31 protein-coding genes are annotated in these 26,390 nt (G+C 68.7%); 6 read left to right on the top strand and 25 right to left on the bottom strand.

The window, feature by feature from the left end:
* Window positions 1–73 precede the first annotated feature (73 nt).
* The 3 genes from C0012_RS14970 to C0012_RS14960 are packed head-to-tail and all read right to left on the bottom strand — an operon-like array spanning window position 74 to window position 4,354.
* On the bottom strand, window positions 74–1,354 hold the full coding sequence (locus tag C0012_RS14970; RefSeq protein ID WP_110590467.1) for an ABC transporter substrate-binding protein: 1,281 nt from the start codon (window positions 1,352–1,354) through the stop codon (window positions 74–76).
* A gap of 43 nt (window positions 1,355–1,397) precedes the next feature.
* A complete protein-coding gene (locus C0012_RS14965) occupies window positions 1,398–3,344 on the bottom strand; it encodes a DUF2264 domain-containing protein (RefSeq protein ID WP_110590466.1) in 1,947 nt (648 codons plus the stop codon).
* Window positions 3,341–4,354, bottom strand: a complete 1,014-nt coding sequence (locus tag C0012_RS14960; protein WP_110590465.1) for a hydroxyacid dehydrogenase — start codon at window positions 4,352–4,354, stop codon at window positions 3,341–3,343. Before C0012_RS14960 ends, C0012_RS14965 begins: the two co-directional genes overlap by 4 nt.
* 109 nt (window positions 4,355–4,463) lie before the next feature.
* Between C0012_RS14960 and C0012_RS14955 the strand changes: the two genes are divergently transcribed.
* Window positions 4,464–6,335, top strand: coding sequence for a heparinase II/III domain-containing protein (locus tag C0012_RS14955; protein WP_110590464.1), 1,872 nt, complete (start codon window positions 4,464–4,466; stop codon window positions 6,333–6,335).
* Window positions 6,332–7,438: a substrate-binding domain-containing protein gene (locus tag C0012_RS14950; protein ID WP_232527959.1), complete on the top strand. Its 1,107-nt coding sequence runs from the start codon at window positions 6,332–6,334 to the stop codon at window positions 7,436–7,438. The genes C0012_RS14955 and C0012_RS14950 overlap by 4 nt, the downstream gene beginning before the upstream one ends.
* Window positions 7,439–7,444: 6 nt before the next feature.
* On the opposite strand, the gene C0012_RS14945 is transcribed toward C0012_RS14950, so the two are convergent.
* Window positions 7,445–8,554 carry a fatty acid desaturase family protein gene (locus tag C0012_RS14945; protein WP_232527964.1) on the bottom strand — a complete coding sequence of 370 codons (1,110 nt, stop codon included), beginning with the start codon at window positions 8,552–8,554 and terminating at the stop codon, window positions 7,445–7,447.
* 95 nt (window positions 8,555–8,649) lie between these two features.
* On the opposite strand from C0012_RS14945, the gene C0012_RS15830 reads away from it, so the two are divergent.
* On the top strand, window positions 8,650–8,778 hold the full coding sequence (locus tag C0012_RS15830; RefSeq protein WP_269777964.1) for a hypothetical protein: 129 nt from the start codon (window positions 8,650–8,652) through the stop codon (window positions 8,776–8,778).
* A 10-nt stretch (window positions 8,779–8,788) separates the two neighbouring features.
* On the opposite strand, the gene C0012_RS14940 is transcribed toward C0012_RS15830, so the two are convergent.
* On the bottom strand, window positions 8,789–9,226 hold the full coding sequence (locus C0012_RS14940) for a DUF5684 domain-containing protein (protein WP_232527958.1): 438 nt from the start codon (window positions 9,224–9,226) through the stop codon (window positions 8,789–8,791).
* Between the two features lie 147 nt (window positions 9,227–9,373).
* On the opposite strand from C0012_RS14940, the gene pgi reads away from it, so the two are divergent.
* Complete coding sequence (pgi, locus tag C0012_RS14935) at window positions 9,374–11,032, top strand: glucose-6-phosphate isomerase (RefSeq protein WP_110590462.1); 1,659 nt, start codon at window positions 9,374–9,376, stop codon at window positions 11,030–11,032.
* 212 nt (window positions 11,033–11,244) lie between these two features.
* Here pgi and C0012_RS14930 read toward each other — a convergent pair whose 3' ends face one another.
* Together C0012_RS14930 and C0012_RS14925 are read right to left on the bottom strand one after the other, a co-directional pair.
* Window positions 11,245–12,078 carry a PDDEXK family nuclease gene (locus C0012_RS14930; RefSeq protein ID WP_162621959.1) on the bottom strand — a complete coding sequence of 278 codons (834 nt, stop codon included), beginning with the start codon at window positions 12,076–12,078 and terminating at the stop codon, window positions 11,245–11,247.
* Between the two features lie 253 nt (window positions 12,079–12,331).
* A complete protein-coding gene (locus C0012_RS14925) occupies window positions 12,332–13,042 on the bottom strand; it encodes a hypothetical protein (RefSeq protein ID WP_110590460.1) in 711 nt (236 codons plus the stop codon).
* 293 nt (window positions 13,043–13,335) lie between these two features.
* Here C0012_RS14925 and C0012_RS14915 point away from each other — a divergent pair, with 293 nt between their 5' ends.
* Entirely contained in the window at window positions 13,336–14,097 is a 762-nt protein-coding gene (locus C0012_RS14915; RefSeq protein WP_110590458.1) for a SurA N-terminal domain-containing protein, read from the top strand.
* Here the strand turns inward: C0012_RS14915 and C0012_RS14910 are convergent.
* The 18 genes from C0012_RS14910 to idi form a co-directional block, all read right to left on the bottom strand.
* Entirely contained in the window at window positions 14,094–14,456 is a 363-nt protein-coding gene (locus C0012_RS14910; protein ID WP_110590457.1) for a hypothetical protein, read from the bottom strand. The genes C0012_RS14915 and C0012_RS14910 overlap by 4 nt on opposite strands.
* Complete coding sequence (locus C0012_RS14905) at window positions 14,453–15,076, bottom strand: Asp23/Gls24 family envelope stress response protein (protein WP_110590477.1); 624 nt, start codon at window positions 15,074–15,076, stop codon at window positions 14,453–14,455. Before C0012_RS14905 ends, C0012_RS14910 begins: the two co-directional genes overlap by 4 nt.
* A complete protein-coding gene (locus C0012_RS14900; RefSeq protein ID WP_110590456.1) occupies window positions 15,073–15,639 on the bottom strand; it encodes an RNA polymerase sigma factor in 567 nt (188 codons plus the stop codon). Before C0012_RS14900 ends, C0012_RS14905 begins: the two co-directional genes overlap by 4 nt.
* Before the next feature lie 31 nt (window positions 15,640–15,670).
* Window positions 15,671–15,937: a GlsB/YeaQ/YmgE family stress response membrane protein gene (locus C0012_RS14895; RefSeq protein ID WP_110590476.1), complete on the bottom strand. Its 267-nt coding sequence runs from the start codon at window positions 15,935–15,937 to the stop codon at window positions 15,671–15,673.
* A gap of 67 nt (window positions 15,938–16,004) precedes the next feature.
* Entirely contained in the window at window positions 16,005–16,199 is a 195-nt protein-coding gene (locus C0012_RS14890) for a CsbD family protein (RefSeq protein ID WP_110590455.1), read from the bottom strand.
* Window positions 16,189–16,884 (bottom strand): hypothetical protein, encoded by a 696-nt coding sequence (locus tag C0012_RS14885; RefSeq protein ID WP_110590454.1) that lies wholly within the window; start codon window positions 16,882–16,884, stop codon window positions 16,189–16,191. Before C0012_RS14885 ends, C0012_RS14890 begins: the two co-directional genes overlap by 11 nt.
* Complete coding sequence (locus C0012_RS14880) at window positions 16,881–17,420, bottom strand: hypothetical protein (protein WP_110590453.1); 540 nt, start codon at window positions 17,418–17,420, stop codon at window positions 16,881–16,883. Before C0012_RS14880 ends, C0012_RS14885 begins: the two co-directional genes overlap by 4 nt.
* Complete coding sequence (locus C0012_RS14875) at window positions 17,417–17,755, bottom strand: hypothetical protein (RefSeq protein ID WP_110590452.1); 339 nt, start codon at window positions 17,753–17,755, stop codon at window positions 17,417–17,419. Before C0012_RS14875 ends, C0012_RS14880 begins: the two co-directional genes overlap by 4 nt.
* On the bottom strand, window positions 17,755–17,943 hold the full coding sequence (locus C0012_RS14870; protein WP_110590451.1) for a DUF2273 domain-containing protein: 189 nt from the start codon (window positions 17,941–17,943) through the stop codon (window positions 17,755–17,757). The genes C0012_RS14875 and C0012_RS14870 overlap by 1 nt, the downstream gene beginning before the upstream one ends.
* Window positions 17,940–18,377, bottom strand: coding sequence for an Asp23/Gls24 family envelope stress response protein (locus C0012_RS14865; RefSeq protein WP_110590450.1), 438 nt, complete (start codon window positions 18,375–18,377; stop codon window positions 17,940–17,942). The genes C0012_RS14870 and C0012_RS14865 overlap by 4 nt, the downstream gene beginning before the upstream one ends.
* Window positions 18,378–18,488: 111 nt before the next feature.
* A complete protein-coding gene (locus C0012_RS14860; RefSeq protein WP_110590449.1) occupies window positions 18,489–19,709 on the bottom strand; it encodes a ferrochelatase in 1,221 nt (406 codons plus the stop codon).
* Window positions 19,710–19,740: 31 nt separating this feature from the next.
* Window positions 19,741–20,193, bottom strand: a complete 453-nt coding sequence (locus tag C0012_RS14855) for a pyrimidine dimer DNA glycosylase/endonuclease V (RefSeq protein ID WP_110590448.1) — start codon at window positions 20,191–20,193, stop codon at window positions 19,741–19,743.
* A gap of 37 nt (window positions 20,194–20,230) precedes the next feature.
* On the bottom strand, window positions 20,231–21,121 hold the full coding sequence (locus C0012_RS14850) for a prenyltransferase (protein ID WP_110590447.1): 891 nt from the start codon (window positions 21,119–21,121) through the stop codon (window positions 20,231–20,233).
* Window positions 21,118–21,444, bottom strand: coding sequence for a lycopene cyclase domain-containing protein (locus C0012_RS14845; protein WP_110590446.1), 327 nt, complete (start codon window positions 21,442–21,444; stop codon window positions 21,118–21,120). The genes C0012_RS14850 and C0012_RS14845 overlap by 4 nt, the downstream gene beginning before the upstream one ends.
* The gene (locus C0012_RS14840) at window positions 21,441–21,764 is read right to left on the bottom strand and encodes a lycopene cyclase domain-containing protein (protein ID WP_110590445.1); all 324 of its coding nucleotides are present in this window, start codon (window positions 21,762–21,764) and stop codon (window positions 21,441–21,443) included. Before C0012_RS14840 ends, C0012_RS14845 begins: the two co-directional genes overlap by 4 nt.
* Complete coding sequence (gene crtI, locus C0012_RS14835; RefSeq protein ID WP_110590444.1) at window positions 21,761–23,320, bottom strand: phytoene desaturase family protein; 1,560 nt, start codon at window positions 23,318–23,320, stop codon at window positions 21,761–21,763. The genes C0012_RS14840 and crtI overlap by 4 nt, the downstream gene beginning before the upstream one ends.
* On the bottom strand, window positions 23,317–24,201 hold the full coding sequence (locus C0012_RS14830; protein WP_110590443.1) for a phytoene/squalene synthase family protein: 885 nt from the start codon (window positions 24,199–24,201) through the stop codon (window positions 23,317–23,319). The genes crtI and C0012_RS14830 overlap by 4 nt, the downstream gene beginning before the upstream one ends.
* Complete coding sequence (idi, locus tag C0012_RS15770; RefSeq protein ID WP_162621958.1) at window positions 24,180–25,760, bottom strand: isopentenyl-diphosphate Delta-isomerase; 1,581 nt, start codon at window positions 25,758–25,760, stop codon at window positions 24,180–24,182. The genes C0012_RS14830 and idi overlap by 22 nt, the downstream gene beginning before the upstream one ends.
* 63 nt (window positions 25,761–25,823) lie before the next feature.
* On the opposite strand from idi, the gene C0012_RS14820 reads away from it, so the two are divergent.
* Window positions 25,824–26,390 carry a MarR family winged helix-turn-helix transcriptional regulator gene (locus tag C0012_RS14820; protein ID WP_232527957.1) on the top strand — a complete coding sequence of 189 codons (567 nt, stop codon included), beginning with the start codon at window positions 25,824–25,826 and terminating at the stop codon, window positions 26,388–26,390.

Genomic DNA, 26,390 nt, shown 5'->3' with positions numbered 1-26,390 from the left:
GTTGTCGTGGTCATCGTTCTCCTTCAACGAGGGGTGCGCCGACCGGCCGGGACCGGCCGGCGCACAGGGCCGGTCACTCCTCGCCGACCTCGTTCGCGACGCGCTCCTCCGCCTCAGCAATCGCATCCTCGACGCTCGAGGATCCCGAGAGGATCGCGGAATGCAGATCGCTCAGAATGTTCTGGATCGCCGACGTCCGGTCGGAGGTCGGGTTCTCCGGCAGCGTCTGGTGCGTCTGCACCGCGAAGGTGGACAGCTCGTCGCTCGGCGCTCCGTCGGCGCTGAAGTAGGCCTCGACGACGGCGTCATCGAGGTACGCAGGCGTGATGCCGATCTCAGCGAGCGCGGCGGCGGCCTCGGAGCTGGCGGCGTAGGCGAGGAACTCCTTCGCGAGCTCCTGCTTCTCCTCGGAGATGCCGGTGTTGATGCCGAAACCTGTCGGGTCGCCGAACGTCACCGGAGTGTTCTCGGTTCCCGTCGTCGACTCGTCGATCTGCGGGATCGGCGCGATCCCCCATTCGAAGTCGTCGGCCTCGCCCGCCTCCTGCTGCGAGATGAGCGTGGCGACGTACCACGTGCCCATCGGCATCATCGCGGCGCGCTGATTGCCGAACTCGCCCTGATACGTGAGCTGGTTGGCCGAGACGGTGTTGAAGGTCTCCTGCGCGCCGGCATCCTGCAGCGCGAGCGAGCGCTCATAGAAGGGCGCAAGGTGGTCGTAGTCGCCCGCGAGGATATCGGCGCCCGACTGCGCGTTCGCGAATCCCTGCACGACCGACTGCCAGTTGTGCTGGTACGCCCCCTTCGCATCCGTCGACTCTGCGAGTTCCTCGGCCGCGACGACGTAGTCATCCCAGGTCCAGCTGCCATCGGGCTGCTCGACGCCGGCGGTCTCGAAGAGATCCTTGTTGTAGAAGAGCACCCACGCGTCCTGACGGTACGGCGTCGCGTAGGAAGATCCGTCGATCTCGTAGGCCTCGACACCGCCGATGCCGTCCGGCAGCTCGACGTCCGAGACGTCGACGAGCTGACCGCCGTCTTGGAAGGTCGTGACGTACTTGACCTCTTTCTGAGTGATGATGTCGGGCGCGCTCCCCGCGGCGAGGTCCGCCGTGACGAGCGTGTTGTACTCGGTCGGGTCGTAGTCGACGATCTCGACCGTGACGCCGTCGTTCGCGGCTTCGAAGCCGTCGGCGAGCAGCTGGAACTCGGGCGTCGTCGAGACGCTCCAGCCGGAGATCGTGAGCGTGTCGGGGTCTCCGCCGGATCCGCCGTCGGCGGAGCCGGAGCAGCCCGCGAGGAACAGGGCGGCGCCCGCGGTCGCGGCGACGCCGATCTGAGTCGAACGCTTCATTGCGTGGCCTTTCGTCATGATTTCGTGTGTCTCTCGGTGTGGGTCAGAGCCTGCGCGCGGCAGGACTCGCGGATGCCGGATCGATGTCGGTGGCGCCGCCCTCCGGCCAGGTGATGCGCCAGGTGTCGGATGCGTCGCGCGTCGCCGTGGGCGCACGCTCGGCGCTCTCGGGTTCGCCGAGGAACACGGCGGCGACGATCCACTCGCCGCTCACCGCCTCCGCCGCGATCGACGGGACGGAAGTGGTTCCTTCGAGGGGCGTCACATCCCCGAGTTCCGTCGTTCCCGCGTCTGCCGTCCCGTGTAGCGCGACAACGCGGCTCGCAAGACGATCGGTGCGGATCCACGCCTCGCCAGCGTCGACGATGTCCCCCGTGAGGGGCCAGCCGCCGATGCGAACGACGCCGTCATGGTCGACGGTCTCTCCGGCCCGGACGCGGACGAACCGCACCTCCCAGGCGCCGCGGACGAGCGAGACGGTGTCGACGAGCGGACCGACCGCGGCGCGGACGACCGCATCGCCGCTGCCATGATCCGGTTCGCCCGCCAGTTCCTCCGGCCACCGGGCGCGCGCCGTCGACGCGGCAAGCGCCGTGTTGCCGTCGCACGCCGTGAGGGCGCCGCGGGCGAAGCCGGAGCGATGACTCGCGGCGCCGCCGCGCAGCAGGCCGACGTGGCTGTCGAGGGGGTCGATGACGGTATCCCCGGCGAGTGCCGGGGCCGTGGCAGTCGAGTACCCGAGCCGCGCGTACAGCGGACCATCGGCGTCACGGGATCCCTCGTGACGATGGTCCGTCCCGTGATTCACGACCCGCACGATGCCGTCATCTGCTCCGGAGGCGATCCATCCGGGCGCCTCGATCACGCGCGTGAAGGCACCCTGCTCCGCGGGCAAGGGGAGTTCGGTCGCGCTCCACACGGAGTGGTCCTCGGGCAACGCGATGCCGAGCAGACCCTTCGCAGCCCAGTATGGCGATCCCGGCCCCGAGTACCGCTGCGCCATCGCGCGCCACGGCCCGTGCCACCCGATCGGCAGCACTCCGTCGGCGCCCGGCGCGCCGCGCGCGACGAAGTGAGCGAGCTGCCCGCTCGCGGCGCGGCGCAGGACGCCGAGATCGTGGCGCGAGGATCCCCCGAACACAGCAGCCCACGCGGGCCCCGCGGTCGCGAAGCGATAGGTGAGGCTTCGCCCCTGGAAGAGCGGGGCGCCGTCGGATCCGATGAGATGGAGCGCATCGTCGAGGTAGTCGTCGAGCGCGGCGCGGGAGCGCTCGATGCGGTCCGCCCACCGCGGATCCCCCTTGACCATGTCGGCCCAGATGACGGGGTAGAACGGCAGCGCCCAGCCGCAGTAGTGGTCGTAGGAGCGCTCGTGCCCATCCGAGGACCACCCGCCGCCGCGTTCGAAGCTGTCGAGCAGGGCGAGGTCGGACTCGATGTCGTCCGGACGGTGCTCGGCCCCGACGCTCGCCAGGAACTGTGCGACGATAATCCGGAACCACGCCCAGTTGTTCGGCGGGTACGACGCTCCGAGGAATCCGGAGAGGTAGTCGACGACGTGCGCGCGCGTCTCGTCGGAGAAACGCGCCCAGATCTGGTCGCGGGTGAGATGGAGGCCGAGTGCGAGCGCCGCTGACTCGACCTTGGCCTGGTCGACCTCATCGGGGCGCAGCCAGCGCTCGGGGGACGCGGGATCGACGCCCGCGGCGAAGCCCCGGGCGTACCGCTCGGCGAGTGCGACGGTACCGGTGGGGTCGCCGGCGATGCGGAAGGAGGCAAGCATGAACGTGCGCGCGAAGCCCTCGAGCGCGTCGACGTCCGCGCCGTACCCGCCCGGCTGACCGGGGTACCGGACGAGGGCGCCACCTGGGCTCGTGTGACGGCGCGCGCCGTCGAGGATCGCGTCGGCGACGCGGATCCAGTGCGCGCGCGTCCACCCTGTGTAGGGCGACAGCTCGCGGTCGTCTGCGGGCAGCGTGAGGAGCGTCATGCGGTCATCCCCATGTCCTGGGCGTGGATCCGGTGCATCGCCGGGCGGCCGGCGACGAACGCCTCGAGCTCGTCGATCGCGGCGTCCGCGAGACGACGCGTCTCGCCTCCGAGCGACCCCGCGATGTGGGGCGTGATCGCGACGTTCGGGAGGGCGAGGAGGGGCGACGCCGCGGGGAGCGGCTCGGGCTCGGTGACGTCGAGGATCGCGTCGATCCGGCCGGTCCGGCACTCGGCGAGCAGCGCATCGTGGTCGAGGATCGAGCCGCGCGCGGTGTTGATGAGCACGGCGCCGTCGCGCAGGGCGGCGAGCTCAGCACGCCCGATCATGTGACGGGTCGACGGCAACGACGGTGCGTGCAGCGAGAGCACGTCCACGGCCGGGATCATCTCCTCGAGGGACACGAGCTCGGCTCCCGCCGCGGCGACCCGATCTGCGTCGGCGAAGGGGTCGGACACGAGCACGCGAGCGCCTTCGAGAGCGCGCAGCTTCTCGACGACGCGGCGCCCCGTCCGCGAGAAGCCCACGACGCCGATCGCGCGGCCGAGATTGCCGTAGCCGAGGCGCGGTTCGTGCCCGAACCATCCGCGCTGGTGCTCGTGGGCGGTGCGCACGTGGAAGAACGTGCGCTTGGTCGCGAGAACGATCGCGGCGTGCGTGAACTCGGCGACGGGGATCGCGTTGGCATCCGCGGCCGTCGTGACGACGATGCCTCGCTCCCACAGGGCATCGGTCGCCACCTCTCGCACCGTGCCCGCCGCGTGGAAGACGGCCTGAAGGCGCGGCATCCGCGAAAGCGCTTCGGCGTCGAGCCGGGGCGCGCCCCATGACGTGATGAGTACCTCGGTCTCCGCGAGCGCATCGGCGTGCGCCGGGTCTTCGAGCGAGCCCAGGAAGAGCGGGTCGCCTGCATCGGCGATGGCCGCGATCCGATCACGACGCGCTTCGTCGAAAAGCAGGCGGAAGGTGTCCTCACCCATCGCGAGGTGGGTGCGCGGTGCGTAGGACATGTGCTCTCCAGCGGGGTCTTCTTCGGCCCTTGCGGGTTCGTTCACTTCCAGTAATGCTGATGAAGCACACAAGCTCAAACATAGCGAACGTAGTGGATCGTACTCGAACATGATCGAACATTCCGGGGCCGCTGACCGCCCCGTTTCCCTCATCCCTCGCGGATCCCTTCTCACCCTCTGGCGCACCGACGCGACACACGGGCTGGGGATCCCCGGATCCGACGACCGCGCCGCCTGGGACGCCGTCGCGGACCCCGTCCGCTCCGCCCTTCTCGCCCAGGCGGACGCCGACCGCGGCGAGCCGTGGCCCGAGCTGCTGCTGACGGACTGGTCGGCCTACCGAACGCGAGGAAGCCGGCTCGCCTACGAGGATCCGTTCTTCGCGCGCAGCGAGCGCACGCGGCGCGCCGTGCTGGCGGCGGCGCTCGATCCGAGCGACGAACGCCTCGCCGAGGCCGCGAACGGCCTCTGGCTGCTGTGCGAGCAGTCGAGCTGGTGCTGGCCCGCGCACGACGACGCATTCGGACGGGGCCTCCTCACGACCGACGTCGCACGCCCGTTCCTCGATCTCGGCGCGGGCGAGGCGGCCGCGCAGGCTGCCTGGGCCGACATCGTCATCGGATCGCGCCTCGAGGCCGCCTTCCCCGGCGTCCGCGCCCGCCTGCGCCACGAGGCGACGCGCCGCACGCTCGAGCCGCTTCTCGCCGAGCGCTGGCACTGGGAGGGCACCGAGGAGCGCATGCACAACTGGGCGCCGTGGATCTACGGGAATCTCTTCGTTGCGGCGCACGCCTTCGCCGACGGCGAGCTGCGCGACGCCGTCTCGGAACGCTGCATCGACGGAATCGACCGCTATCTCGCGCAGCTGCCGTCTGATGGCGCGATCGACGAGGGCTTCGCCTACTGGTGGCAGGGCGCCGCCCGCGCCCTCGACGCTCTGCACCTCGTCGACGCCGTCACGGGCGGCGCGGTCAACCGGGAAACCGCCCCCGGCGGATCGCTCGCGGGCCTCGCCGAGCTCGTGCGCTTCCCTGAGCGGGTGCATCTCGGCGGAGACTGGTACGCCAGCTGGTCCGATGCCGAGGCGCGCGCCGCGGAACCGCTCCCCTGGTCGTCGCTGCGCCGGGCCGCGCGACTGTGCCACGTGCCGTCGACCGCGGCCTTCGCGGCCGCGCACGAGGATCCCGTTGCGATGGCGACGGCCTCATCCGACACGCAGAGCGGCCTCGGTCGCCAGGTGCTCGCGCTGCTCGACGCCGATGCGCACCGCGACGGCGGGGATCCGCTGCCGGCGCGCGTCGAACTCACGTCGATCGGGATCGGGATCGCGCGCTCGCGCGAGGGATCCGCGGAGGGCCTCGCGGTCGTCGTGAAGGCGGGGCACAACGACGAGGCACACAATCACAACGACCTCGGCGCGATCGAGATCGCCGTCGACGGCGTGCCCGTCGTGATCGATCCGGGTCGCGAAACCTACACGGCGCAGACCTTCTCGGACGAGCGATATGGCCTCTGGTACGTCTCGAGCGACTGGCACAGCACGCCCCTGCCCCGCGGCCTGACGCAGCGCCCCGGCGCGGACAGCAGATCGACGGCGACGGCGGGTCCCGCAGCTTGGACGATCGATCTGAGCCGCGCCTACCCGCTCGCGTCCGAGGAGCGATGGCGCAGGCAGGTCGAGCTGGACGGTGAAACTGTGCGTATACACGACTCGTGGAGCCTTGCCGAGGGAGCCGGGGCGGTCGTCCTCGTCTGCGCCGGGACGCCCCGCGTGGACGGCGACGATCTCATCCTCCCGTCCGTCGACGGTGGCCGCGGACTGCGCATCGCGCACGACGCGGCCGCGTGCCGCATCGAGCATCGCGACATCGCGGATCCGATCATGGCACGGTCATGGGGCGATCGCCTCAGCCGCATCGTGCTCGAGGCCGCGCCGGGAAGCTCCTCGCTCGATGTGCGCGCCCGGGTGGAGGCATCGTGAGCGATCCGTCGCGCCCCTTCGGCCTCTCGAGGCGCGAGCACATCATGGACGAGCTGCGCCGCGCGGGATCCGTACGCGTGAGCGACCTTGCCCGCGCGCTCGGCGTCGCGGAGCTGACGATCCGTCGCGACATCGGGCGCCTGGCCGACGAAGGCCTCGTCACCCGCGTGCACGGCGGCGCCACCCTGCGCAGCGCACTCGACACGACCGTCCCGACGCGCGCGTCTTCCTCGGCCGCCCGGTTCCGCGTCGGGATGGTCGTGCCGTCGCTGAACTACTACTGGCCGCAGGTCGTCGTCGGAGCGCGCGCTGCGGCGACCGAGCAGAGGGTGCAGCTCGCCCTTCGCGGTGCGAGCTACGCGATCGACGACCAGCGCCGACAGATCTCGTCGCTCATCGACAGCGGCGGCGTGCACGGCCTCATCGTCGCCCCCGAGAACCTCGGCCCCGACGGCCACGCGATGCTCGAGTGGCTCGACGCGCTCCCGATCCCCGTGGTGCTCGTCGAGCGGCAGGCCCCCGCCTCGCTCGGGCTTACGCGCCTCGAATGGGTGACAACGGATCACGTGTTCGGCGGCGAGCTGGCGCTGCGCCATCTCGCGGCTCGAGGTCACCGGCGCGTCGGGCTCGTCACCTCGGCGCAGTCGCCGACATCGTCCCAGCTGCGCCGCGGCTGGCTCCGCGCGACGGCCGAGCTCGGCGTCGACTCGCCCATCGACGTGTCGGCTTCCCTGGATCAGCTAGCCAGCACGGCTCGCGGCGACGCGCTCGACACGCTGCTCGACGACGTCCGGAGCATGGAGTGCACGGCCCTGATGGTGCACTCCGATCCTCAGGCGGTGCTGCTGCAGCAGTTCGCGTCGGATCGCGGGTGGAACCTCCCCGAGGATCTCGCGATCATCGCGTACGACGACGAGATCGCCGAGGGCGCGGATCCGCCCCTCACCGCGCTGCGGCCCGCCAAGGAGCACGTCGGCCGACGCGCCGTCGAGACGATGGCGACCCGCCTGGCCGAAGGGCCCCGCCGTCCCGTCGAGCGCGTCCAGATCGTGCCGCAGCTGCGCGAGCGGGCCTCGACCCAGGGCGCGCCCCGCGACGACTGATCTGCGTCAGCCGCGACCGAACTGGGCAGCCGCAGGGCACTCGAACGGATCACGCGCCGCGAGACCCACGCGGTTGAGATACTGCACGACGATCGCGTACGACTCGATGAGCGAGGTCTCGGTGTACGGCACGTCGTGGCTCGCGCAGAAGTCGCGCACGATCTCGCGTGCCTTCGCGAGGTGCGGGCGCGCCATGCTCGGGAAAAGGTGGTGCTCGACCTGGTAGTTCAGGCCGCCCATGAGGGCTGTGGCCCACCATCCGCCGCGGATATTGCGCGAGGTGCGCACCTGCTTCGTGAAGAAGTCGAGCTTCGCATCGGGGGCGATCACGGGCATGCCCTTGTGGTTCGGGGCGAACGACGCCCCCATGTAGACGCCGAAGACCGCGAGCTGCACACCGACGAACGCGAACGCCATGCCGAGCGGCAGGAAGAGGAAGATCGGCGTGAGATAGAGGGCGAATCGGGTCACGATGATCGACAGCTCCGTCCACCGGCCCTTGACGGATCCGCGCGAGAAGAGGTGCACGAAGCTGAGGTAGTGCAGGTTCAGCCCCTCGAGGGTGAGCAGCGGGAAGAACAGCCACCCCTGGTGCTTCGTGATCATCCGGCGGAATCCACGCGCGCCCGCAGCGTCCTCGTCGAGGAACGAGATCGTGTCGACGGCGATATCCGGGTCCTTGTCGACGCGGTTCGGATTCGCGTGGTGACGATTGTGCTTCTGGTTCCACCACGCGGCGCTGAGGCCGATCGACCCCGCGAGGATCCGCGCGAGGCGATCGTTGGCGGGGCCCGTCGCGAGGATCTGGCGGTGCGCTGCCTCGTGCGCGAGGAACGCGACCTGCGTGAAGATGATGCCGAGCGCGCCAGCGATCAGGAGCTGGAGCCAGCTGTCGCCGAGGAGGATGAACCCCGTCACGGCTCCGCCGAAGGCCACGACGAGCGCGGCTCCGACGAGGGCATAGAACCAGCGGGCGCGCCGGAGGAGGCCGGTCTCACGGGCGACCTCGGACACCTGAGAGTAAGCCTTCGCGACGTGGGGGAAGTCCTCGGCGCGGGCGTAGGTCTGTCGGATGGGGCCGAGTCGGCTCGGCGCGGTGGTCTGGCTGGAGGAGATGTCAGCACCGTTTCGATCGCGACGGGCCGGAGCGCCGTCTGCGTGGAAGCCATGGGCAGTCGCCGATCGCTTTCTCCTACGGTAGGCCCTTCCACATGCAGTCCGCGGCATGCGGGCATCGTCATCTCGCTCGGCGCACGGTGCCGAACGTCTCGCACGAGTTCGTGACGATCCTGCTCATGGGCATCATCCTGGGCGCCTGGCCGCCGAGTGGAACGGTGTGAGACCGGAACCTCAGAACGTCTCGGGCTGGTATCGGTCGCCGCCGAATCCGACGATGAGGTAGCCGATCGGCGCGAGCAGCCACAGAAGGAAGAACGAGAACGCACCACCGTGACCGAAGTTCCGCCCCACCTTGATCGCGACGATGATCATCAGGATCAGGTTCACGATCGGAATCAGGTACAGAAGCGCGAGCCACATGTTCATGCGCGCGACCTTCAGGAGAAAGATCATGTTCACGATCGGGATGATCCCGAGGATCCCCGGGATGTCGGCCTTGCTGAACGTCTTCCACAGGCCGATCGCGACGAAGACGTAGATGATGATGCCGACGACGCCTCCGCCGACGCCCATCCCTGCGAGGATGCCAGCGAATGCCCCCGTTCCTCCGAAGTCCCCGTACATGTTCGTCACGAGCCCGGTCTGCTGGGCGAGCGCCAGAGTGGTCATGCGTACACGGTAGCGACGGAGTGGCTCTGTGTCACCGGGGGTGTCCGGTCAGCGCCCGGGCGGCCCCGTCGACGCGCGTGGGCGCAGCGATCGCCCTCACATGACGCACGGCGCGCACGTGATCCGCAGTCTCGGTAGGTTTGCAGCATGACTGCTCCTGTCGATCCCACCTCCACCGCAGCCTGGGCCGAGCTCGACGCGCATCGCGACGGCTTCGCCCCCGATCTCCGCACCTGGTTCGCGAACGATCCCGCCCGCGCCGAGCGCCTCACCCTCGACCTCGCCGACCTTCACGTCGATCTGTCGAAGAACCTCGTGACGGATGAGATCCTCGCATCCCTCGTGAAGCTCGCCGAGGAGACCGGCGTCGCCGAGCGCTTCGCCGCGATGCTCCAGGGCGAGCACATCAACACCACCGAGGATCGCGCGGTGCTGCACACGGCGCTGCGCCGGCCGGCGGGATCGCCGCTGGTCGTCGACGGGCAGGACATCGACGCCGACGTGCAGGGCGTGCTCGACCGCATCACCGCATTCGCTGACCGCGTCCGCTCGGGCGAGTGGACGGGCGTCACCGGCAAGCGCGTGACGCACGTGGTCAACATCGGCATCGGCGGCAGCGATCTCGGCCCCGTCATGGTCTACGAGGCACTCGCCCCGTATGCCGACGCCGGCATCGAGGCCCGGTTCATCTCGAACATCGATCCGACGGACCTCGCCCAGAAGACGGCGGATCTGGATCCCGAGACGACGCTGTTCATCGTGGCGTCGAAGACGTTCACGACGCTCGAAACGCTCACGAACGCGCGCCTCGCGCGCGACTGGCTGTGGTCGGGGCTCGGCCTGAGCGCCGACGAGGAGCGCGCCGGCGCCGTCTCGAAGCACTTCATCGCGCTGTCGACGGCGCTCGACAAGGTCGCCGAGTTCGGCATCGACACCGACAACGCGTTCGGGTTCTGGGATTGGGTCGGGGGCCGCTACTCCGTCGACTCGGCGATCGGCGCCTCGCTCGCCATCACGCTGGGGCCGGATCGGTTCCGCGAGCTGCTCGACGGATTCCACGCCGTCGACGAGCACGTGCGCACCACGCCGCTCGAGAAGAACGTTCCGGTACTCATGGGCCTGCTGAACGTCTGGTATACGAACTTCCTCGGCGCGCAGTCGCACGCCGTGCTCCCCTACGCGCAGCAGCTGCACCGCTTCGCCGCCTACCTGCAGCAGCTCACGATGGAGTCGAACGGCAAGTCGGTGCGCTGGGACGGATCGCCCGTCACGACCGACACGGGCGAGGTGTTCTGGGGCGAGCCCGGCACCAACGGCCAGCACGCGTTCTACCAGCTGATCCACCAGGGCACGCGTCTCATTCCCGCCGACTTCATCGCGTTCGCGAATCCCGCGTACCCGTTGGCCGACGGCGGGCGAGACGTGCACGGCCTGTTCCTCGCGAACTTCCTCGCGCAGACCAAGGCGCTCGCGTTCGGCAAGACGGCGGAGGAGGTCGAGGCCGAGGGCACGACGGGAGCCCTCGTTGCCGCGCGCACGTTCGAGGGCAACCGGCCGACGACGTCGATCTTCGCTCCGGCGCTCACACCGAAGGTCCTCGGCGAGCTCATCGCGCTCTACGAGCACATCACCTTCACGCAGGGAGTCGTCTGGGGCATCAACTCCTTCGACCAGTGGGGCGTCGAGCTCGGCAAGCAGCTTGCGCTGCAGATCGCCCCGGCGATCGAAGGCGACGCCGAGGCTCTGGCGTCGCAGGATCCGTCGACGCAGTCGCTCCTCGCGTACTACGCCGCGCACCGCCGCTGAGCGGAGCCCTCACCCCGACGCCGACGCCGGCGCCGCCCCTCCCGACGGCGCCGGCGTTCGGCGTTCGCGGGTGCGGTGTGGTCGTTCTCGAGGACCGAGACGACCACGCCACACCCCCGACCCCAGGGCGAGCAAAGACCCCGACGCCACCGGTGCCGAAGGGTCACACCCGACGGGGGCAACGACCACGCCGCACCCACGAAACGGGCGGGTCAGTGTGAGAGATCGCCGAAGCCGGTGCGGGGCAGGTCACGGAGCATGGCCGAGCGACGACGCGCCGCGATGACGCGGCGCAGACCCTCGGCGCGGTCTCCGAAGACGTGCGGAGACGCCAGGTGGAGATCCTGCCACCCGGCCTCGTGCAGCCGGGTCGTGCGGTCGATGTCATGCAGGAAGCGATCTCTTTCGCGGTGCACGGCGCCGTCATACTCGATCGCCAAGCGCAGGTGCGGATAGGCCAGATCCGCACAGGCGACGAAATCGCCCGATTCGTCGAAGATGTCCAGATCGAGCTCAGGCTCCGGAAGCCCGCCGTCGACGATGATCAGGCGGGTCCAGGTCTCCGGCCGCGACGACGCCCCGGTCCTTGCACGATTGAGCGCGCGACGCAGGAGCGGGCCCCCTCGCCAGCGATTGGCGGCCAGGATCTGTTCGAGATCGGCCCGGGAGGCGAAGGCACGAGTGCGGGTGAGCTGCACGAGGCCGCCAGGGCTGCGCGGTATCCGCAGCAGGTAGTCGCTGGCCGCGACCATGTCGTACTCGCCAAGGTACGGCGCGAGGCTCGCCCAGGTCGTCGCCGGATCCGCCAGACGCATCCCCGCCCAGCGCCTCGTCTCGGCGACGGAAAAGCGGCGTCCGCGGATCCCCGGGCGACGCGGCAGCGTGCGCGGGTCAAGCACGCCAACGTGCAGCTCGTCGTGCAGGCCCGACGGCAACGGCACCCCGGCGATGAGGGCAGCCGTCGGGCCGACGAAGAACGCGTGCTCCGGCATGACCGGGACGTAGGCGCGGATCCTTCGCCACGCATCCGCTTCTTCGGACTCCACGGGCGTCAGCGAATCATCCCGCGGAAGTGCGATCGACCGCGCTCCTCGAAACGGTGCCGCAAGGTCCGGTCGTCGCAGGCGCGAGCGCCCGACTCCCGCGTCGCGCGCCTCGGACACGGAGAAATCCCCACCGAGTCCCCCGGGAAGACGCTTCGGTACGCGCACGACGATCACCACGCCTCTGGCGGGTGCCGAATGGTCGATGATCGATGGTGGAACGACCACGTGGCACCCGCCAGCACAAAACTGCGACTCACGCGCACCATCGCGGCCTGCGGGATGACACCAGCGCCGTCATTGCCACGGGGAGCGGACAGCCGCTGCCTGTCCGCTGAGCCTCGGCGAGATAGGTGAGCGCGACCGGTCGCCGCCCGCGCGCCCATTGCAGCCACCCGATCGCGCAGAGCAGATGCGTCCTCAGTTCGGGCGGCGCGAGCGACGTGGCTCGCCGAAGGATCCGGATCGCCAGGCGCGTACGCTCGTCATCAGGAAGCCGACGCACTTCGCCGCCGAACTTGCGCGCGGTGCGGTTGGATGCGAGGCGCTCTGTCTCGGCGAGGTCGTCGATGTATCCGTCAACGCTGCGGTTCTTCTGTCTCGCCCGCGCGCAGGTGCGCTCGAGATCGCGAATCGTCTCCTCCCCCGCTCTCCGCCCGAAGGCCGCCTGCACGACGATCAGATCGGGAATCGCCGGGTACTCGACCATATGGATGAGCTGTGCGTACGCGGCGAGGGAGATGTCGTCGAACGAGCCCTCCAGCAGCGACTCGAAGAACGGCACGATGAGCCCCAGCGATTCCACGTGCCCGATCGAGACGACCGCGTCGACTTCGTCGGTCTCGTCGGCGAGATTCGCCAGCGCATCGAGGATGTCGTTGAGCCGCGCTACGACCTCACCAGACTCTGCGTCCGTCACCGGCGGAAGGTGCACCAGACTCTCGCCTTCGTCGAGCAATGTGTCCATGTCTCCAGTCAAGCGAGCCTGCCGCGCCAGTGAGAGGAGAGCTCAACTCTGTGGAGAACGCGTCATTCGCGGGTGCCTCGTGGTCACTCGGCCATTCGCGGGTGCCCCGTGGTCGATATCGCCCTGGGGAACGACCTGTCGGCACCCGCGACCGTGGGCGGGTCGATCTCGGTCGTGCGTGCGGTCGGGGAGGGATCTCTCGCTCGAAACGTCCTCCCTGACCGCCCGCTGACTCCGTCGGGCCCGGAAGGTGTGTACCGTCGCGGGGAACCCATCCGCATTCTGGAGGCCTGATGTCGATCACGCGCTCGTTCCTTGCCGCTTCGGTCGTCGCCACTCTCGCACTCGCTGGTTGCAGCGCAGGCGGCGACGGCGACGCCGAGGAGACCCCCGCCCCCACGGCGACCGCCGACGATTCCGCGAACGGTGCGACCGAGGCCGATCTGGAGGGCCTCCCCGACGTCGTCGCCGTCGTCAACGGCGAAGAGATCGGCCTCGACGAGTACACAACGGCCTACGAGGCACAGCTCCAGAGCGCCACCATAGCTCAACAGCAGACCGGCCAGGCCGTCGATCAGGACCAGCTCAAGCAGCAGGTGGCCGAGCTACTCGTGAACAATCGCCTGCTCACCCAGGCTGCGAGCGACGCCGGCATCGAACCGACCGAGGACGACGTCGAGACGGTGCTGATGGATGCGGCCGAGCAGAACGGACTCAGTTCGGTCGAAGAGATCCTCTCCGCGTTCAGCGATCAGGGCATCTCGGAAGAGCAGGTGCGCAAGGACGCGGCGAGCCAGTTCCAGATCGACGGCTACATCGACGCAGAGACCGATGTGCAGCCGCCGAGCGACGAGGAACTGCGCGAGCAGTACGACGCCGTCGTCGAGCAGGCGCAGTCGCAGGGCGAAGGAGCCGATGCGGCGGGTGAGATCCCGCCGTTCGACGAGGTCAAGTCGCAGCTCGCCGATCAGGCCGTCACGCAGGAACGCAACGCGGCGATCGAGCAGATCCTCGCCGAGCTCCGCGAAAGCGGAGAAGTCGAGGTGAATCTCTAGACCGCCACCTCGCCCGGCGCGAGCTCATCGTCGACGTGCACGACGGTGAGACGGATCTCGGGGCGTTCTTCGTTTCGAACGCCCACGGCCGCGCGGATCGCGTCGTGCACGTCGCGCGCGACGGATCCCGCGCCGTGCACCACGCGCACGCCGATCGCGACCTCGACCCGCACGCTCGATATTCCCTCCTCCACGCGCACACGCGGCGCCTCATCGTCGCGCACTCCGAGCAGGCGCGCGCCCACGTCCACAGCGCGAGAGACGAGCGAACCCACCGGATAGACCTCCGCGACGCCGGGTACGTCCCGCACGGCCGCCTCGATCCGTGCGGGGATGCCCTGCCGATCCTCCAAGCTCATCTGTCTTCCTCCTCGGACGACGGGAACAGCTGGATGTCGTGAACCACAACGTCGACGGCGACGACGTTCACGTCGGTGTGCCGGCGCAAGCGCCGAGCGATCTCGTCCCGGAGCCGATCCGCCATATCCGGGATCCGTCGCCCATACGGAACGCTCGCGTCGACGCGCACGCGCACGGGCTCGCCAGGAATTGTGACGTCGCCGTCAAGTTGGCACCTTCCGATGAGGGCGCCCGTCACAGCGCTCTCCGCCCCGCGGACGATGCCGCGCACGGCTCCCTCGGTGATGCCGAGATCGGCATACGCGTCGTGAGCCTCGAGGGGGATGCGGCGCCCCGCACGGGCGTCGCGGGTGATGCCCGCGAGGATCTTCTGCACCCACCCTTCATCAGCCGGCTCCTCCGCGGCGGCGTCGGCCTCGATCAGCTCAGGGGTGAGCCCGCGCAGACGTTCGAGCGCATCGAGCGCGAGCTGGCATCCGGGTGATGCCTCGATCGACGCGTCTCGCGGCGCTCGCCCGGCGTCCAGATAGTCGGAGAGCTCCTCGATCGTGTGCCCGTCGAGCGTCTCGGAGTCGAAGTCGAGGCGCTGACGTCTGGGGCTGTCATATTCGTCGGTCATCGCCACTGCTCCATCCGAACGATGATGCTCTTTCGGGCGCGGGCGAGAAGGCCGCGCACGGTGGATGCCGGGAGACCGAGGTCGTCGGCGATCTCCTCGTAGCTGTATCCCCCGATTTCGCGCAGCACCCAGCATCGGCGCTGCTCATCGGCGAGCTCCGCGAGTGCACGGCTCAGCGCGGCGACGCCGACGCGAGCCTCGACCACGTTCGGCGGCGCCGTGTGGGGCGGCGCCGCCGGATCGAACTCGTCGATGTCGTCGCTCGCCCGAAGGGCGCGGATCCGGTCGACGGCCTTGCGGCTCGTGATGCGCATGAGCCAGCTCTTCACCTTGGCCGGCTCATCGAGATCCGGCAGCCGCTCCCACGCGGTGATGAAAGCGTCCTGCACGACGTCGTCGACGTCAGCCGTCCCGGGGAGGATCCGACGGGCGTAGGCGCGCATCATCGGCGTGTACCGCCGCACGAGCACGGCGAACGCGGCCGTGTCGCCGTCCGCGGCGCGGCCGGCGACGATCCGGTCGTCCGCAGCATCCAGCGCGCCAGGATGCCTCTCGGCCCTCATTTCGCGGTTCCTCCCCGAGTGACCTGAGGCGTCATTTCGTCGTGCGACGCCCCGTGATCAGGCCGTAGACGAGCAGCACGATCAGGGATCCACCGATCGCGAGCAGCCATGTTGAGAGGGAGAAGAATCTCCCCAGGTCGACGTTGAAGATCAGACCGCCGAGCCAGCCGCCGATCATGGCGCCGACGACGCCGAGCAAGAGAGTGACGAACCAGCCGCCGCCCTGCTTACCGGGCAGGATGAGCTTCGCGATCGCCCCCGCGATCAGTCCGAGAAGAAGAAAACTGAAGAGTCCCATGACGTGTCCCTGTCTGTTGTCGTTCGGAATCGCGGGGCGGGCCTTCACGGCCCGCCCCGCATCGGCTTCACTTCTCGAAGGAGTCCTTGACGTCCTTCGCCGCGTCCTTGACCTCGCCGGCCGCATCGCGGGCGTGCCCCTTCACCTGGTCGGCCTTTCCCTCGGCGACGAGCTTGTCGTCGTCCGTGACCTTCCCGGCTGCTTCCTTGGCCTTGCCCTTCGCCTTGTCGGCAGCGGCCTTGATCTTGTCCTCAGCGCTCATTTCTCTCCCTCTCGATATCGCGCCCCGCTCGTCGGAGCGCTTCCTCGGGAACGCGGTTGCGTCCCCCGTCTTCGGCAGGTCGATTCGTCGACTCGCGCACCCGCGTCGGGGTGTGCCAGGCGTCGACCCATCGCCGGTCGGCGATGTGCACCATGACGGGCACCTCGCGCCCGGCAAGAGCATCCCACTCCGCCACTGCGGCCTCCGCCGCACGCAGGATGCGCGGCAGGTCTGCTCCACGGCGCGCGCGAATCCTCAGCGCGATCATCGGCGACGCCTTGACGAGATAGCTCCTCGTCCGCACGCCGAGCACATCGGCTCGCTCGCGCAACGCGCCGGCGAGCACGGCATCCGCAACGCTGCGATCCACGCTCACGAGACCATTGTCGACGTTCACCACCGTCGCCGTGCGCCCGCCGCCGCGCGTTGCGATGAACGCACCGAGGGCAATCACCAGAACAAGCGCCGCGCCGCCCGCGACGACGAGCACGAGCGGAATGCGCACGCCCTCCGCAAGCGTGATCGTCGGTTCCGCGAGAGCCTCGACGGACGGAAGAGCGTCCCCCGCCCGTCCGAGCCAAGCCGATCGCGATGCCGTCAGGATGAGCGCGGCGCCCGCGGTGGCGAGCACGACGCCGACGACGAGCAGAAGCCCGCGGTTGAGAGCGCGATTCGTGGCATTCATGACACCACTCCTCTCTCAGTGACACGCACTCTCATCTTCGTATCGAACCCCAGCGCCGCAAAAGAGGCGTGCGCCGCTTCGCGTACGGATCCTTCGTCGACGGGGACCCCGCTGGTCGGCGTCACCCGGACGATGGCCAGACGATGCCCGACAGTCACGGAGACGTGCTCGCGCACGACGGCGCATCGTCGCGCGACCTCGTCGGCCGCGGCTCCCGCGAGGACGCCGTCGTCGACAAGCACGGCGATGCGGCCGGCGACCCGCCCGCGGCGGGCACGACGGCCTGGAAGGACACCGAATGCGATGAGCACAGCTGCGACGACGAGCGCGACGACACCGGCGGTCGACCCGATCGCCGCCACGTCGGCGGATGCTGTCAGCTGCTCGGCCGCCGCGCGCAGCGCCGGATCCGCCATCCACCATGCACCCGCGAAGACGAGCGCCGCGGTGAGGACGGCGACGATGACGGCGGGCACCGTGCGCGCACGGTGCGTCTCGCGCCGCAGCACACGGCGATAGACGACGCTCGCCGTCATAACACCCTCCTCTTGCGTTGTCGGCGCACTCCCTCGAACCTCACGGACACGGACCCGACACGCCGAGCGGCGAGCGCGTCCATTCCGCGCGTGACCGCCGCGCGCAAGTCTGCCCCGCGCTCGACGAGGGATGTGTTCTCGATACCCCCGACGACGGCGGGCAGCGTGATCGAGACGGCCAGGCTGCCGGCTTCGTCACCGAGCGACACGACCACATCCCGCCCCGCGACGTGGCCCTCGTCGGCGACGAGGCCGACCGCCATGCGGTGCAGGGCCCGCGAAGAGATCGTCGTTCGCCCCGGCACCTCCGCGCCCGGCCGCTCGTTGCCGGTCATCATGACGAGCGGCGGCCGCGGAGGGCGTCTGCGAGGACCCGCACATCGATGCGTCCGTCAACGACGCGACCGATAATCGCGCCCGCGGCCATCGCAAGGCCGACGAGGACGAAGGCCCAGAAACCCAGCGCGATCCACGTCACTGCGAGCGCGGCACCGACGGCCGCCCCGACCGCCGTGGCGTTCACTGGACCCGCGCCTCCTGCGTGCCATCCTCGTCATCATCCGACGGGATGTGGACATCGTTGATGGTGACGTTGATCTCTGCGACGTCCATGCCGATGAGATCCGTCATCGCGCGGAACACCGCCTCTCGTACTCCATCGGCGACCTGCTGGAGGGACACGGGGTACTCGGCGACAACGCTCACGTCGACCGCAACCTCCTTCTCCCCCACCTCGACGCTGACGCCCTGAGCGAGGTCTGTGGTGTTGAGCGCCTCGCGGATGGCACCCACCACCCGTGCCGCGCCACCGCCGAGCGCGTGGACGCCCTTCGCCTCTCGCGCCGCGATACCGGCCACCTTGGCGACTACGCCGTCCTCGATTGTGGTCTTGCCGCTCGGACCCTTGACGCTCTGCTGCGCCGTGCCCTGTGAGGTGTTCTGGGAAGCGTTCGACATGGTGGACTCCTCGGATGGTCACCGCGTATGCGACGCGGGTCGCGGATTCTTGCGACATCAGTAGGACGTACGGGAGCAGGGAAACGTCACGAAATCGTCGGGATCAATTGCTCACGTCACTATTCCGGCGATCGCGGGCCGCGGCGCACTTCCCGCCTTCGCACAGCATCCGGGACGGCACACGTCGACCCACGGGCCGATTCCGGTCACGTTCGCACGGGCGCCGACAGGACGGCCGAGGAGTCGTTCGCGCACGAGGTCGACGAGCGCGTCGACGAACGCCGGTTGCACGCCGGGCGTCGCGGCACGCGCGAACCACATACCGGCGGCTTCCGCCGTCTCGCGCGCTTCGCGGTCGAGGTCCCACAGCACTTCCATATGGTCGCTCACGAAGCCGATCGGGACGACGAGCACGGCGGAACGGTCTGTGAGCGAGACGATCGCGTCGTTGATGTCGGGTTCAAGCCACGGCGTCGCCGGCGAGCCGGAGCGCGATTGGTAGACGAGCTGCCACGAGGTGCCCGGCGCGGCGGCCGCGATGATGTGCTCGGCGACAGCGAGATGCTGGGCCTCGTATGCGCCGCCGGCGACGTCACCGAAAGCGCCCCCGCCGGATAGGGCTGCGTCGGCGGAGGGGATGCTGTGCGTCGTGAAGAGTACCTCGATCGCGTCGCGCCGGTGACCAGCCCGCTGCGCCGCCGCGATACCGTCGCGCACGCCCTCGACGAACGGTTCTACGAATCCCGGATGAGAGAAGAACTGGCGAACCTTGTCGATCTGAAGCACCTCCTGCAGGCCGGCCGCTTCCAGGGCATCCGCCCAATCCTCCCGGTACTGACGGCACGACGAGTACGACGAGTACGCGCTCGTCGGGATCGCAATCACACGACGCACACCGTCCTGCGCCGCCTCCGCGAGGACGTCATCGAGGTAGGGAGCCCAATTGCGATTTCCCCAATACACCGGGAGATCGATCCCCGCCGCCGCGAGTCCGACGCGCAAGGCCTCCCGAAGCTCTCGATTCTGTGCGTTGATCGGGCTGACGCCACCGAAAGCCCGGTAGTGCTGTGCCACATCTTCGAGCCGCTCGTCAGGGATCCCGCGTCCGCGTGTGACGTTTCGCAGGAAGGGCAGGACATCGTCTTGCCCCTCCGGCCCACCGAATCCGGACAGAAGCACTGCGTCGTAGGCTACGGGCTCCGTGACATGCGGGGAACCTTGCTGCGCCGCCGCAGTCGCAGAGGCGACAATCGCGCCGGGTTCGACGTAGAGCCCGCGGGCCTGCGGGGGTTTGGTCTCGCGACGGTTCGCGGCGGAAGGGAAATCGGTCATACGTACCTCCAGGGTTCGGGAACGGTCACGATCAGGCGCCGCGCGAGGTTCCGCGCTCCGCTCTCTCCCAATCAGCGATCGGGCCGTCGACGATCGAGAACATCGGATGCGGATCGGGCAGCGGCAGGGCTCGCCAGCGCTCCCAGACCGCAGGGCTGCGCTGGCGGAGCTTGGCCAGCAGATGGGACCATTCGTAGCCGAGCTGTCCCGTCGTGACGCGGAGCGGTGTCGATGATCCCGACGCACGGATCTTCTCTCGTGCGAATCGGTAGCCGCGCACATCCGCCTCGTCGACGATCGCGATGAGAAACTCACCGACCGCGCGCTCCGGCTCTTCCGCCTCCCGGAAGCGCTGGAGCTGCGGATGGCGCGAATAGCCGCGAGCCGGATCGGAGATCACGGCTTGCGCAAGCAGACCCTCGCGCCATGCGGCGACGAGTCCGACGCGGTCGAGGTGGTGCGGATGGAAGGACCAGAGCCTCACGCTCTGCCCCGATTCGCACCCAGGAGGATGACGTGCGTCATGAGAAGAGCCCTTCTTTCATGCTGATGATGAGGAGAACGGTGACCGCGGCGCCGGCGACATAGTTGATGGCGAGGAATCGGCGCCACGCGCGATGGACGGCTCCCGATTGCTCGTCGGACACTGAAGAAAAGGGCAGCGCGCTCATCATGTACGGCATGGCAACGACCGCGGTGAGCGCGGCAGGCCACGGCGCGAACAGCATGAGCGTCCCCGCTGCCATCCACAGGGCGACCGCGAGCCGCACGGTCGTCGCGGCACCCAGCGCCGTGGCGATGGACCCGATGCCTGCGCTCCGATCCGGAACGATGTCCTGCACGGCGCCGAAGGCGTGGCTTGCCATCCCCCAGAGGAAGAACGCCACGAGGGCGAGGACGAGAGGAAGGGTGATCGTCGTTCCGGCGAGCGCGAGCGCGCAGAGCGCAGGCATGACAAAGTGCGAGCTCGACGTGAGCGAATCGAGGACAGGGATCTCCTTGAATCGCAGGCCAGGTGCCGAGTACGCGATGACTGCGAACAGGCTGATCCCGAGCATCGCCCAGCTCCAGGGACGCTCCGCCCCGAACCACGCGAGCACGACGACGAAGGGAACCGCGAGCGCGGCCGCCGCAATGAGGGTGACGCGGTGCAGACGCGGAGGCAGCGTCGCCCCCTCGGCGCCGCCCTTGCGCGGATTCGCGATGTCGGAGGCATAGTCAAAAACGTCGTTGATCCCGTACATCAGAAGGTTGTAAGGGACAAGGAAGAAAAGCGTGCCGACGACGGTCTTCGCGTCGATCGCACCCGTCGTGAGCACCATCACCGCCGCGAACGGATACGCCGTGTTGATCCAGCTCAACGGGCGGGAGACGACGACGAGCGCACGTGCCGTTGCGAGGGCGCCCGTCATGAGCGCCTTATCCCATCGCGATCTTCAAGCAGCTCGAGCGCCCCCGCGAGGAGCAGTGAGCCGACGCTCGGATACAGAAGATCTTCGAGCGGTATGAGCCCCCATCGTATGCCCGTGGTGTGCCCCTCGCCGTAGTCGAAGAGACCCGCCGCCATCATCGCGTTGTCAAAGACCACGGTAAGGATGAGAAGGCACACCATCGTCCCCGCCCAGCCGCGGAGATATCGAGGAAGATCGCGCCGTCGGGATGCGCGGAGCGCGCCGAGCGAGAAGACGAGCAGACCCGCGGCGGCGAACGGTACGGACATGAGCAGGTAGGTCATCGCCCATCCCTCCGCGCGGGGATCCGTCGCCAGGCGCCGAGCAGCACAAGCGTCAGATACGTGAGGAACGCCACGAACATCAGCTCCTCGACCGGAAGCTGCGGTGCAAGCATGATGCCCGTCGCCCAGCGAGAGTCGAGGTGGCGGAAGACGCCGAGCCAGATGCCGACGGCATCCCACGCGAGGAAAAACACGATGCCGACCCCGAGCAGCGTGGCTGTGCGGCGCGGCGCGCGGCCGAAAGCGAGATGAAAGCGTCGGTCGAGGAGGGCGATCCCGGCCGCGCTTGCGAGGAGCGCGGCGGCATAGGCGAGGATCACGATTCCTCCAGTGGTCCTGCGGAGCGATCGCCTCGCACGTGCTTGAGGACGATCTCGGCGCCGATCAGGCACATGGGAACCCCCACGCCCGGCACCGACGTGGCTCCGGTGTAGTAAAGACCGGGGACCCGTCGCGATCGCGTCCGACCACGGAGGAAGGCGCTCTGTCTCAGCGTGTGCGCAGGCCCCAACGCGCTCCCGCGATACGAGTGGAAGTCGTCGGAGAAGTCGCCTGGTCCGACAGTGCGCCTGACGACGACGCGCTCCGCGAGGTCGGGGATGCCCGCCCACTCGGACAGCTGGTCAATGGCGCAGTCGGCGATCTCGGCGACGGTGCGGTCTCCTGCGCTGTCGACGCCCCCGCGGCCGATCGAGACGTCCGGCGGGACGGGGATGAGGAGGAAGAGGTTCTCGTGTCCTCGCGGTGCAACCCCGTCATCGGTCGCGCTCGGCATGCACACGTAGAACGAGGGCGGGTCGGGAACGCGGGGCGTGTCTCCGAATATCGCGTCGAAATTGTCGCGCCAATCGTCCGAGAACAGAAGCGTGTGGTGTCTCAGCTGCGGCAGTTCGCCCTTCACGCCGAGCATGACGAGCACGGCGCCGGGGCCCGTGACCTGTTTTCGCCAGCGCGCATCGGGATAAGAACGGTCGCCCACGGCGAGCAGCGATGTTTCGGTGTGGTGCTCGTCGATCGCGGACACGACGATGTCTGCGTCAAGAATGCGACGCTCACCGAACCGCTCGACCTCGACGCCGGTCACGCGCGATGCATCCCGTCGGATCGCGACGGCCTCGCAGCGCGTCTCGATGGTGACGCCCTTCTCCCGAGCGATATTCACGAGAGACTCTGCGAACCGGCGGAATCCCCCGATCGGGTACCGCACGCCGTCGACGAGATCCATGTGACTCATCAGGTGGTACAGGGCTGGCGCGTCGAATGGCGACGTGCCAAGGAACACAGCCGGATACCCGAGGATCTGACGGAGCCGCCGATCAGCGAAACGACGACGAATCATCGTCCAGAGCGAGCGCGCGAGCAGCGGTATGACCGCGGGGGCATTCCGAAGCACCCGCGGGGCGAGGAAGGCGCGCCAGGACGAGAACGGGTTGTAGAGATACGCCTCCCGCGCGGCTTGGTAGGCCCGCGTCGCGGACCGGAGGTACCGCCGAACGCGCCGCCCCGCGCCCGGCTCGCGGCTTTCGAACAAGGCGACGACAGCGTCACACCCCGCGGGCACGTCGATCGCGGCTTCTTTCGTTCCCTCGTTCGGCTCGCCGTATACGCGATATCCCGGGGCGAGGTCGACGAGGTCAAGGTGGTCGGAGGTCGTGGTACCGACCATTCGGTAGAAGTGCTCGAACACCTCGGGCATGAGATACCAGGACGGCCCCGTGTCGAAGACGAAGCCATCGCGCTCCCACGTCCCCATGCGCCCGCCGAGCTCCGAACGACGCTCGATGAGCGTGACGTCATGCCCTTCCCGGGCGAGCAGGCTCGCCGTGGCGAGTCCGCTCACGCCGCCGCCGATGACCACCGCACGCGATCCGGTCATCGTGCGATCTTCCGAGCGAGGGCGCGGAGAAGGATCCGCGCCTTGACGTGGTCCGACACTCGCACGCGCTCGCGGACGAGGACGGAGACCGGTGCGCGATCGAGCCGTTCGACGAGTTCGCCGAAGAGAGAGCGCGCGGCCCAGACCGCCGCTCGCGACGACGGATCGAGGAGCGGAATCGCGGCATCCGCGATGGCGAGATCGTTCCGAATACCGCGCACGACCTCGGCCTTCGCTGCGTGAGTGAGGTCGCCATCAGGTCCGGACAGATAGCGTCGTCCGAGATCGTCGCGATCACCCGCGTAGTCGCGCAGGAAGTTGATCTTCTGAAAGGCGGCGCCGAGCCGCTGGGCGCCGTCCGCAAGCTTCGCGCGTTCGTGGTCGTTTCGGCGCCGTCCGCGTTCGAACACGGCCAGGCACATGAGGCCCACGACTTCGGCCGAACCGTGAATGTACGCCGCGAGCGTGACGTCGTCGAATTCGACGGGAGCGATGTCGGCCCTCATCGACGCGAAGAAGGGAGCCGTCAGCTCTTCGCCGATGCCATGCTCACGCGCCGTGATCGCGAACGCGTGAACGACGAGGTTCGTGCTGTATCCGCGTTCGATGGCGCGCGTCGTCTCGCGCTCGAGAGCGTCAAGCAGCGCGCGACGCTCGTCCCTGTCGACGCCCGCCGCCTCCGCCGGACCGTCGACGAGTTCGTCCGCGACTCTCACGAGAGCGTAGATGCGTGCGATGTGTGTTCGAATGCGCGGGTGCATGAGACGGCTGGCCCACGCGAACGACGTCGAGTACCGGCGGATCACGACCGTGGCGCTCTCGGTCGCGGCCCGGTCGTAGAGGGCCAGATCCGTTGCATTCAGGAGCGGCGCGTGCTGCACGACTCGCTCACCTCCATGAGGATGGCCACCAGATCAGCGGGGAGCCCGGAGTTGCGAAGGCGTCGTGTCGCCTCGACGCGGCGCTCCTCGATCGTCGCCTCGACCTTGCGCCGGGCGCCGGATCTCTCGACGACGTCGCGAATGCGCGCCCCTTCGGCCGCTGTCAGCTCCGAATCCCCGACATGCGGTGCGACGGTCGCCCACTCGGAGTGCGAACGCGCGTATGAGATCAGGAGGGTCTCCTTGCCTTCTCGGAGATCGCTCAGCACGGATTTGCCGGTCTCTCTCTCGTCACCGAACACGCCGAGCACGTCGTCGCGTAGCTGATAGATCACTCCGATATCCCGCGCGATGCCGTCCAGCTCATCGATCGCACCGCTCGGCGCACCGGCGAGGATCGCGCCGAGCAGGAGCGGCGCTCGGAACGAGTAGACGGCGGTCTTCCGCTCTGCTGTCGCCATGATCTCCTCGGGCGACGCGGTTTCCAGCTGCAGGCTGAGTCGCACATCGGCGTGCTCGCCGGCTGCGCTCTCGAAGACCGTTTCGTCGAAGATCTTCAGGGCGGCGTCTCGGCGCCAGGCCTCACACGCGAGACCGGCAATGAGACCGTGGGCGGTCGTGAGCATGAGGTCGCCGGCGATGATCGCGGACGCGTCGCCCCAGGTTCGGGAGGCGTGGGCGGAAGCTCCGGCCTGTCGCGCATCCGTTGCGAACCATCCGGCCACATTCTCACGACCGCGTCGGGTCAGGTCCCCGTCGATGACATCGTCGTGCGTCACAAGGGCCGCGTGCAGGAGCTCGACGGCGCAGGCCGCGTCGACAGCAATGCTCTCCTTACGACCGCCGAACCCGCGATACGCGTCGAGGACCAGCTGAGGCCGGATCCGCTTCCCTCCGCGCACGATCGATTCGATTGAGTTCCACAGGTCGACGAACGCCGGCGAGCAGGGAAGAGCGCGTGCACGTGCGCCCGCGAGGATCTCGTCCAACCGACTCTCGAAGGCCGATTCGAGCAAGACGGCTCCAGACGGATTCGTGGCGTCGGGAAGATGCGCCAGCACGCCGTCGAGGTGGCTGACGAGCCACGGGCTGAAGGCCCATGGAGCGGCGCCGACCGCCACCGCGAGATCGTTCTGCTCAACCCATCGGATCTCCGCGACCTCGTCGCGATTGGGCGCCGGTTCGGACAGGGCGCGCGCCACGAATACCGGACAGTGCTCGTTCTCCTCGATCCCGGACGCATCCCGGGCGGTGTATCCGAAGTCGGGCAGGGGGCACGACACAATCTCAATCTCGAGACCGAGTTCGAACTCCGCTCGCCGATGCAGGGCGTCCTCCCATGTCTCGCCAGGCTGCGGATGTCCGCAGAAGGTGTTGGTCCAGACACCAGGCCAGGTCCGTTTACCGAGAGCCCGGCGAGTGAGGAGTACTGCTCCGTCCTCCCGCACGACGTGGCACGAGAATGCGAGATGCCGGGGCGTCGACACGCCGTGGACGGTCGCTTTGGGATGCGTGCCGACCGCCACCCCGTCCCCGTCGACCAGGACGACTTCTTCCACGGATCCCCCTTTTCTTTCGCCAGGCGAGAATTCAACCTAGCATAGAAACGGTAGGATCGAGAGGTGGTCGAGAATCAGCACCAGTCAGCAGGCGCGCGACGCGACTCGATCGACCCTGACCTTGTCGATACACAGAACCTCGAGGAAAGCGATGTCGCGCAGGCATTCGACGTGATGGAAGCGCTCGCAGAGTGGCAGGGCGCATCGCGCACCCTCGCGGAGTTGTCTGCGCGCTATATGCATCTCAACGAGACCGATATGCGGGCGATCCGGATGATCATGCGCGCGCAGCAGCGCGGGGAGATCGTCACACCGAAGGACATCGCACACGAAGTCGGTATCTCCAGCGCATCGACGACGAAGCTCGTCGACCGGCTGGTCGACGGCGGACACCTCATCCGCACAGCTCACCCTTCTGACCGTCGCACGACGCGGATCCGAGTCACGGAGTCGACCCGCCGCGCTGCACGCGAGACGGTCGGAAGGCAGCACGCCCGGCGCTTCGCCGCGGCGGCCGCGCTGTCACGCGACGAACGGACCGCCGTTATCCGCTTCCTCCGGACGCTCACCGAGGCCGATGCCCCGCAGGGGAGTCTCCGCCGACCGCCGGAGGATGCCGGAGACCGATGA

This window comes from Microbacterium suaedae, from assembly GCF_003254645.1.
Taxonomy (GTDB): Bacteria; Actinomycetota; Actinomycetes; order Actinomycetales; family Microbacteriaceae; genus Microbacterium; species Microbacterium suaedae.
This window is presented reverse-complemented; position numbering and strand designations above follow the sequence as displayed.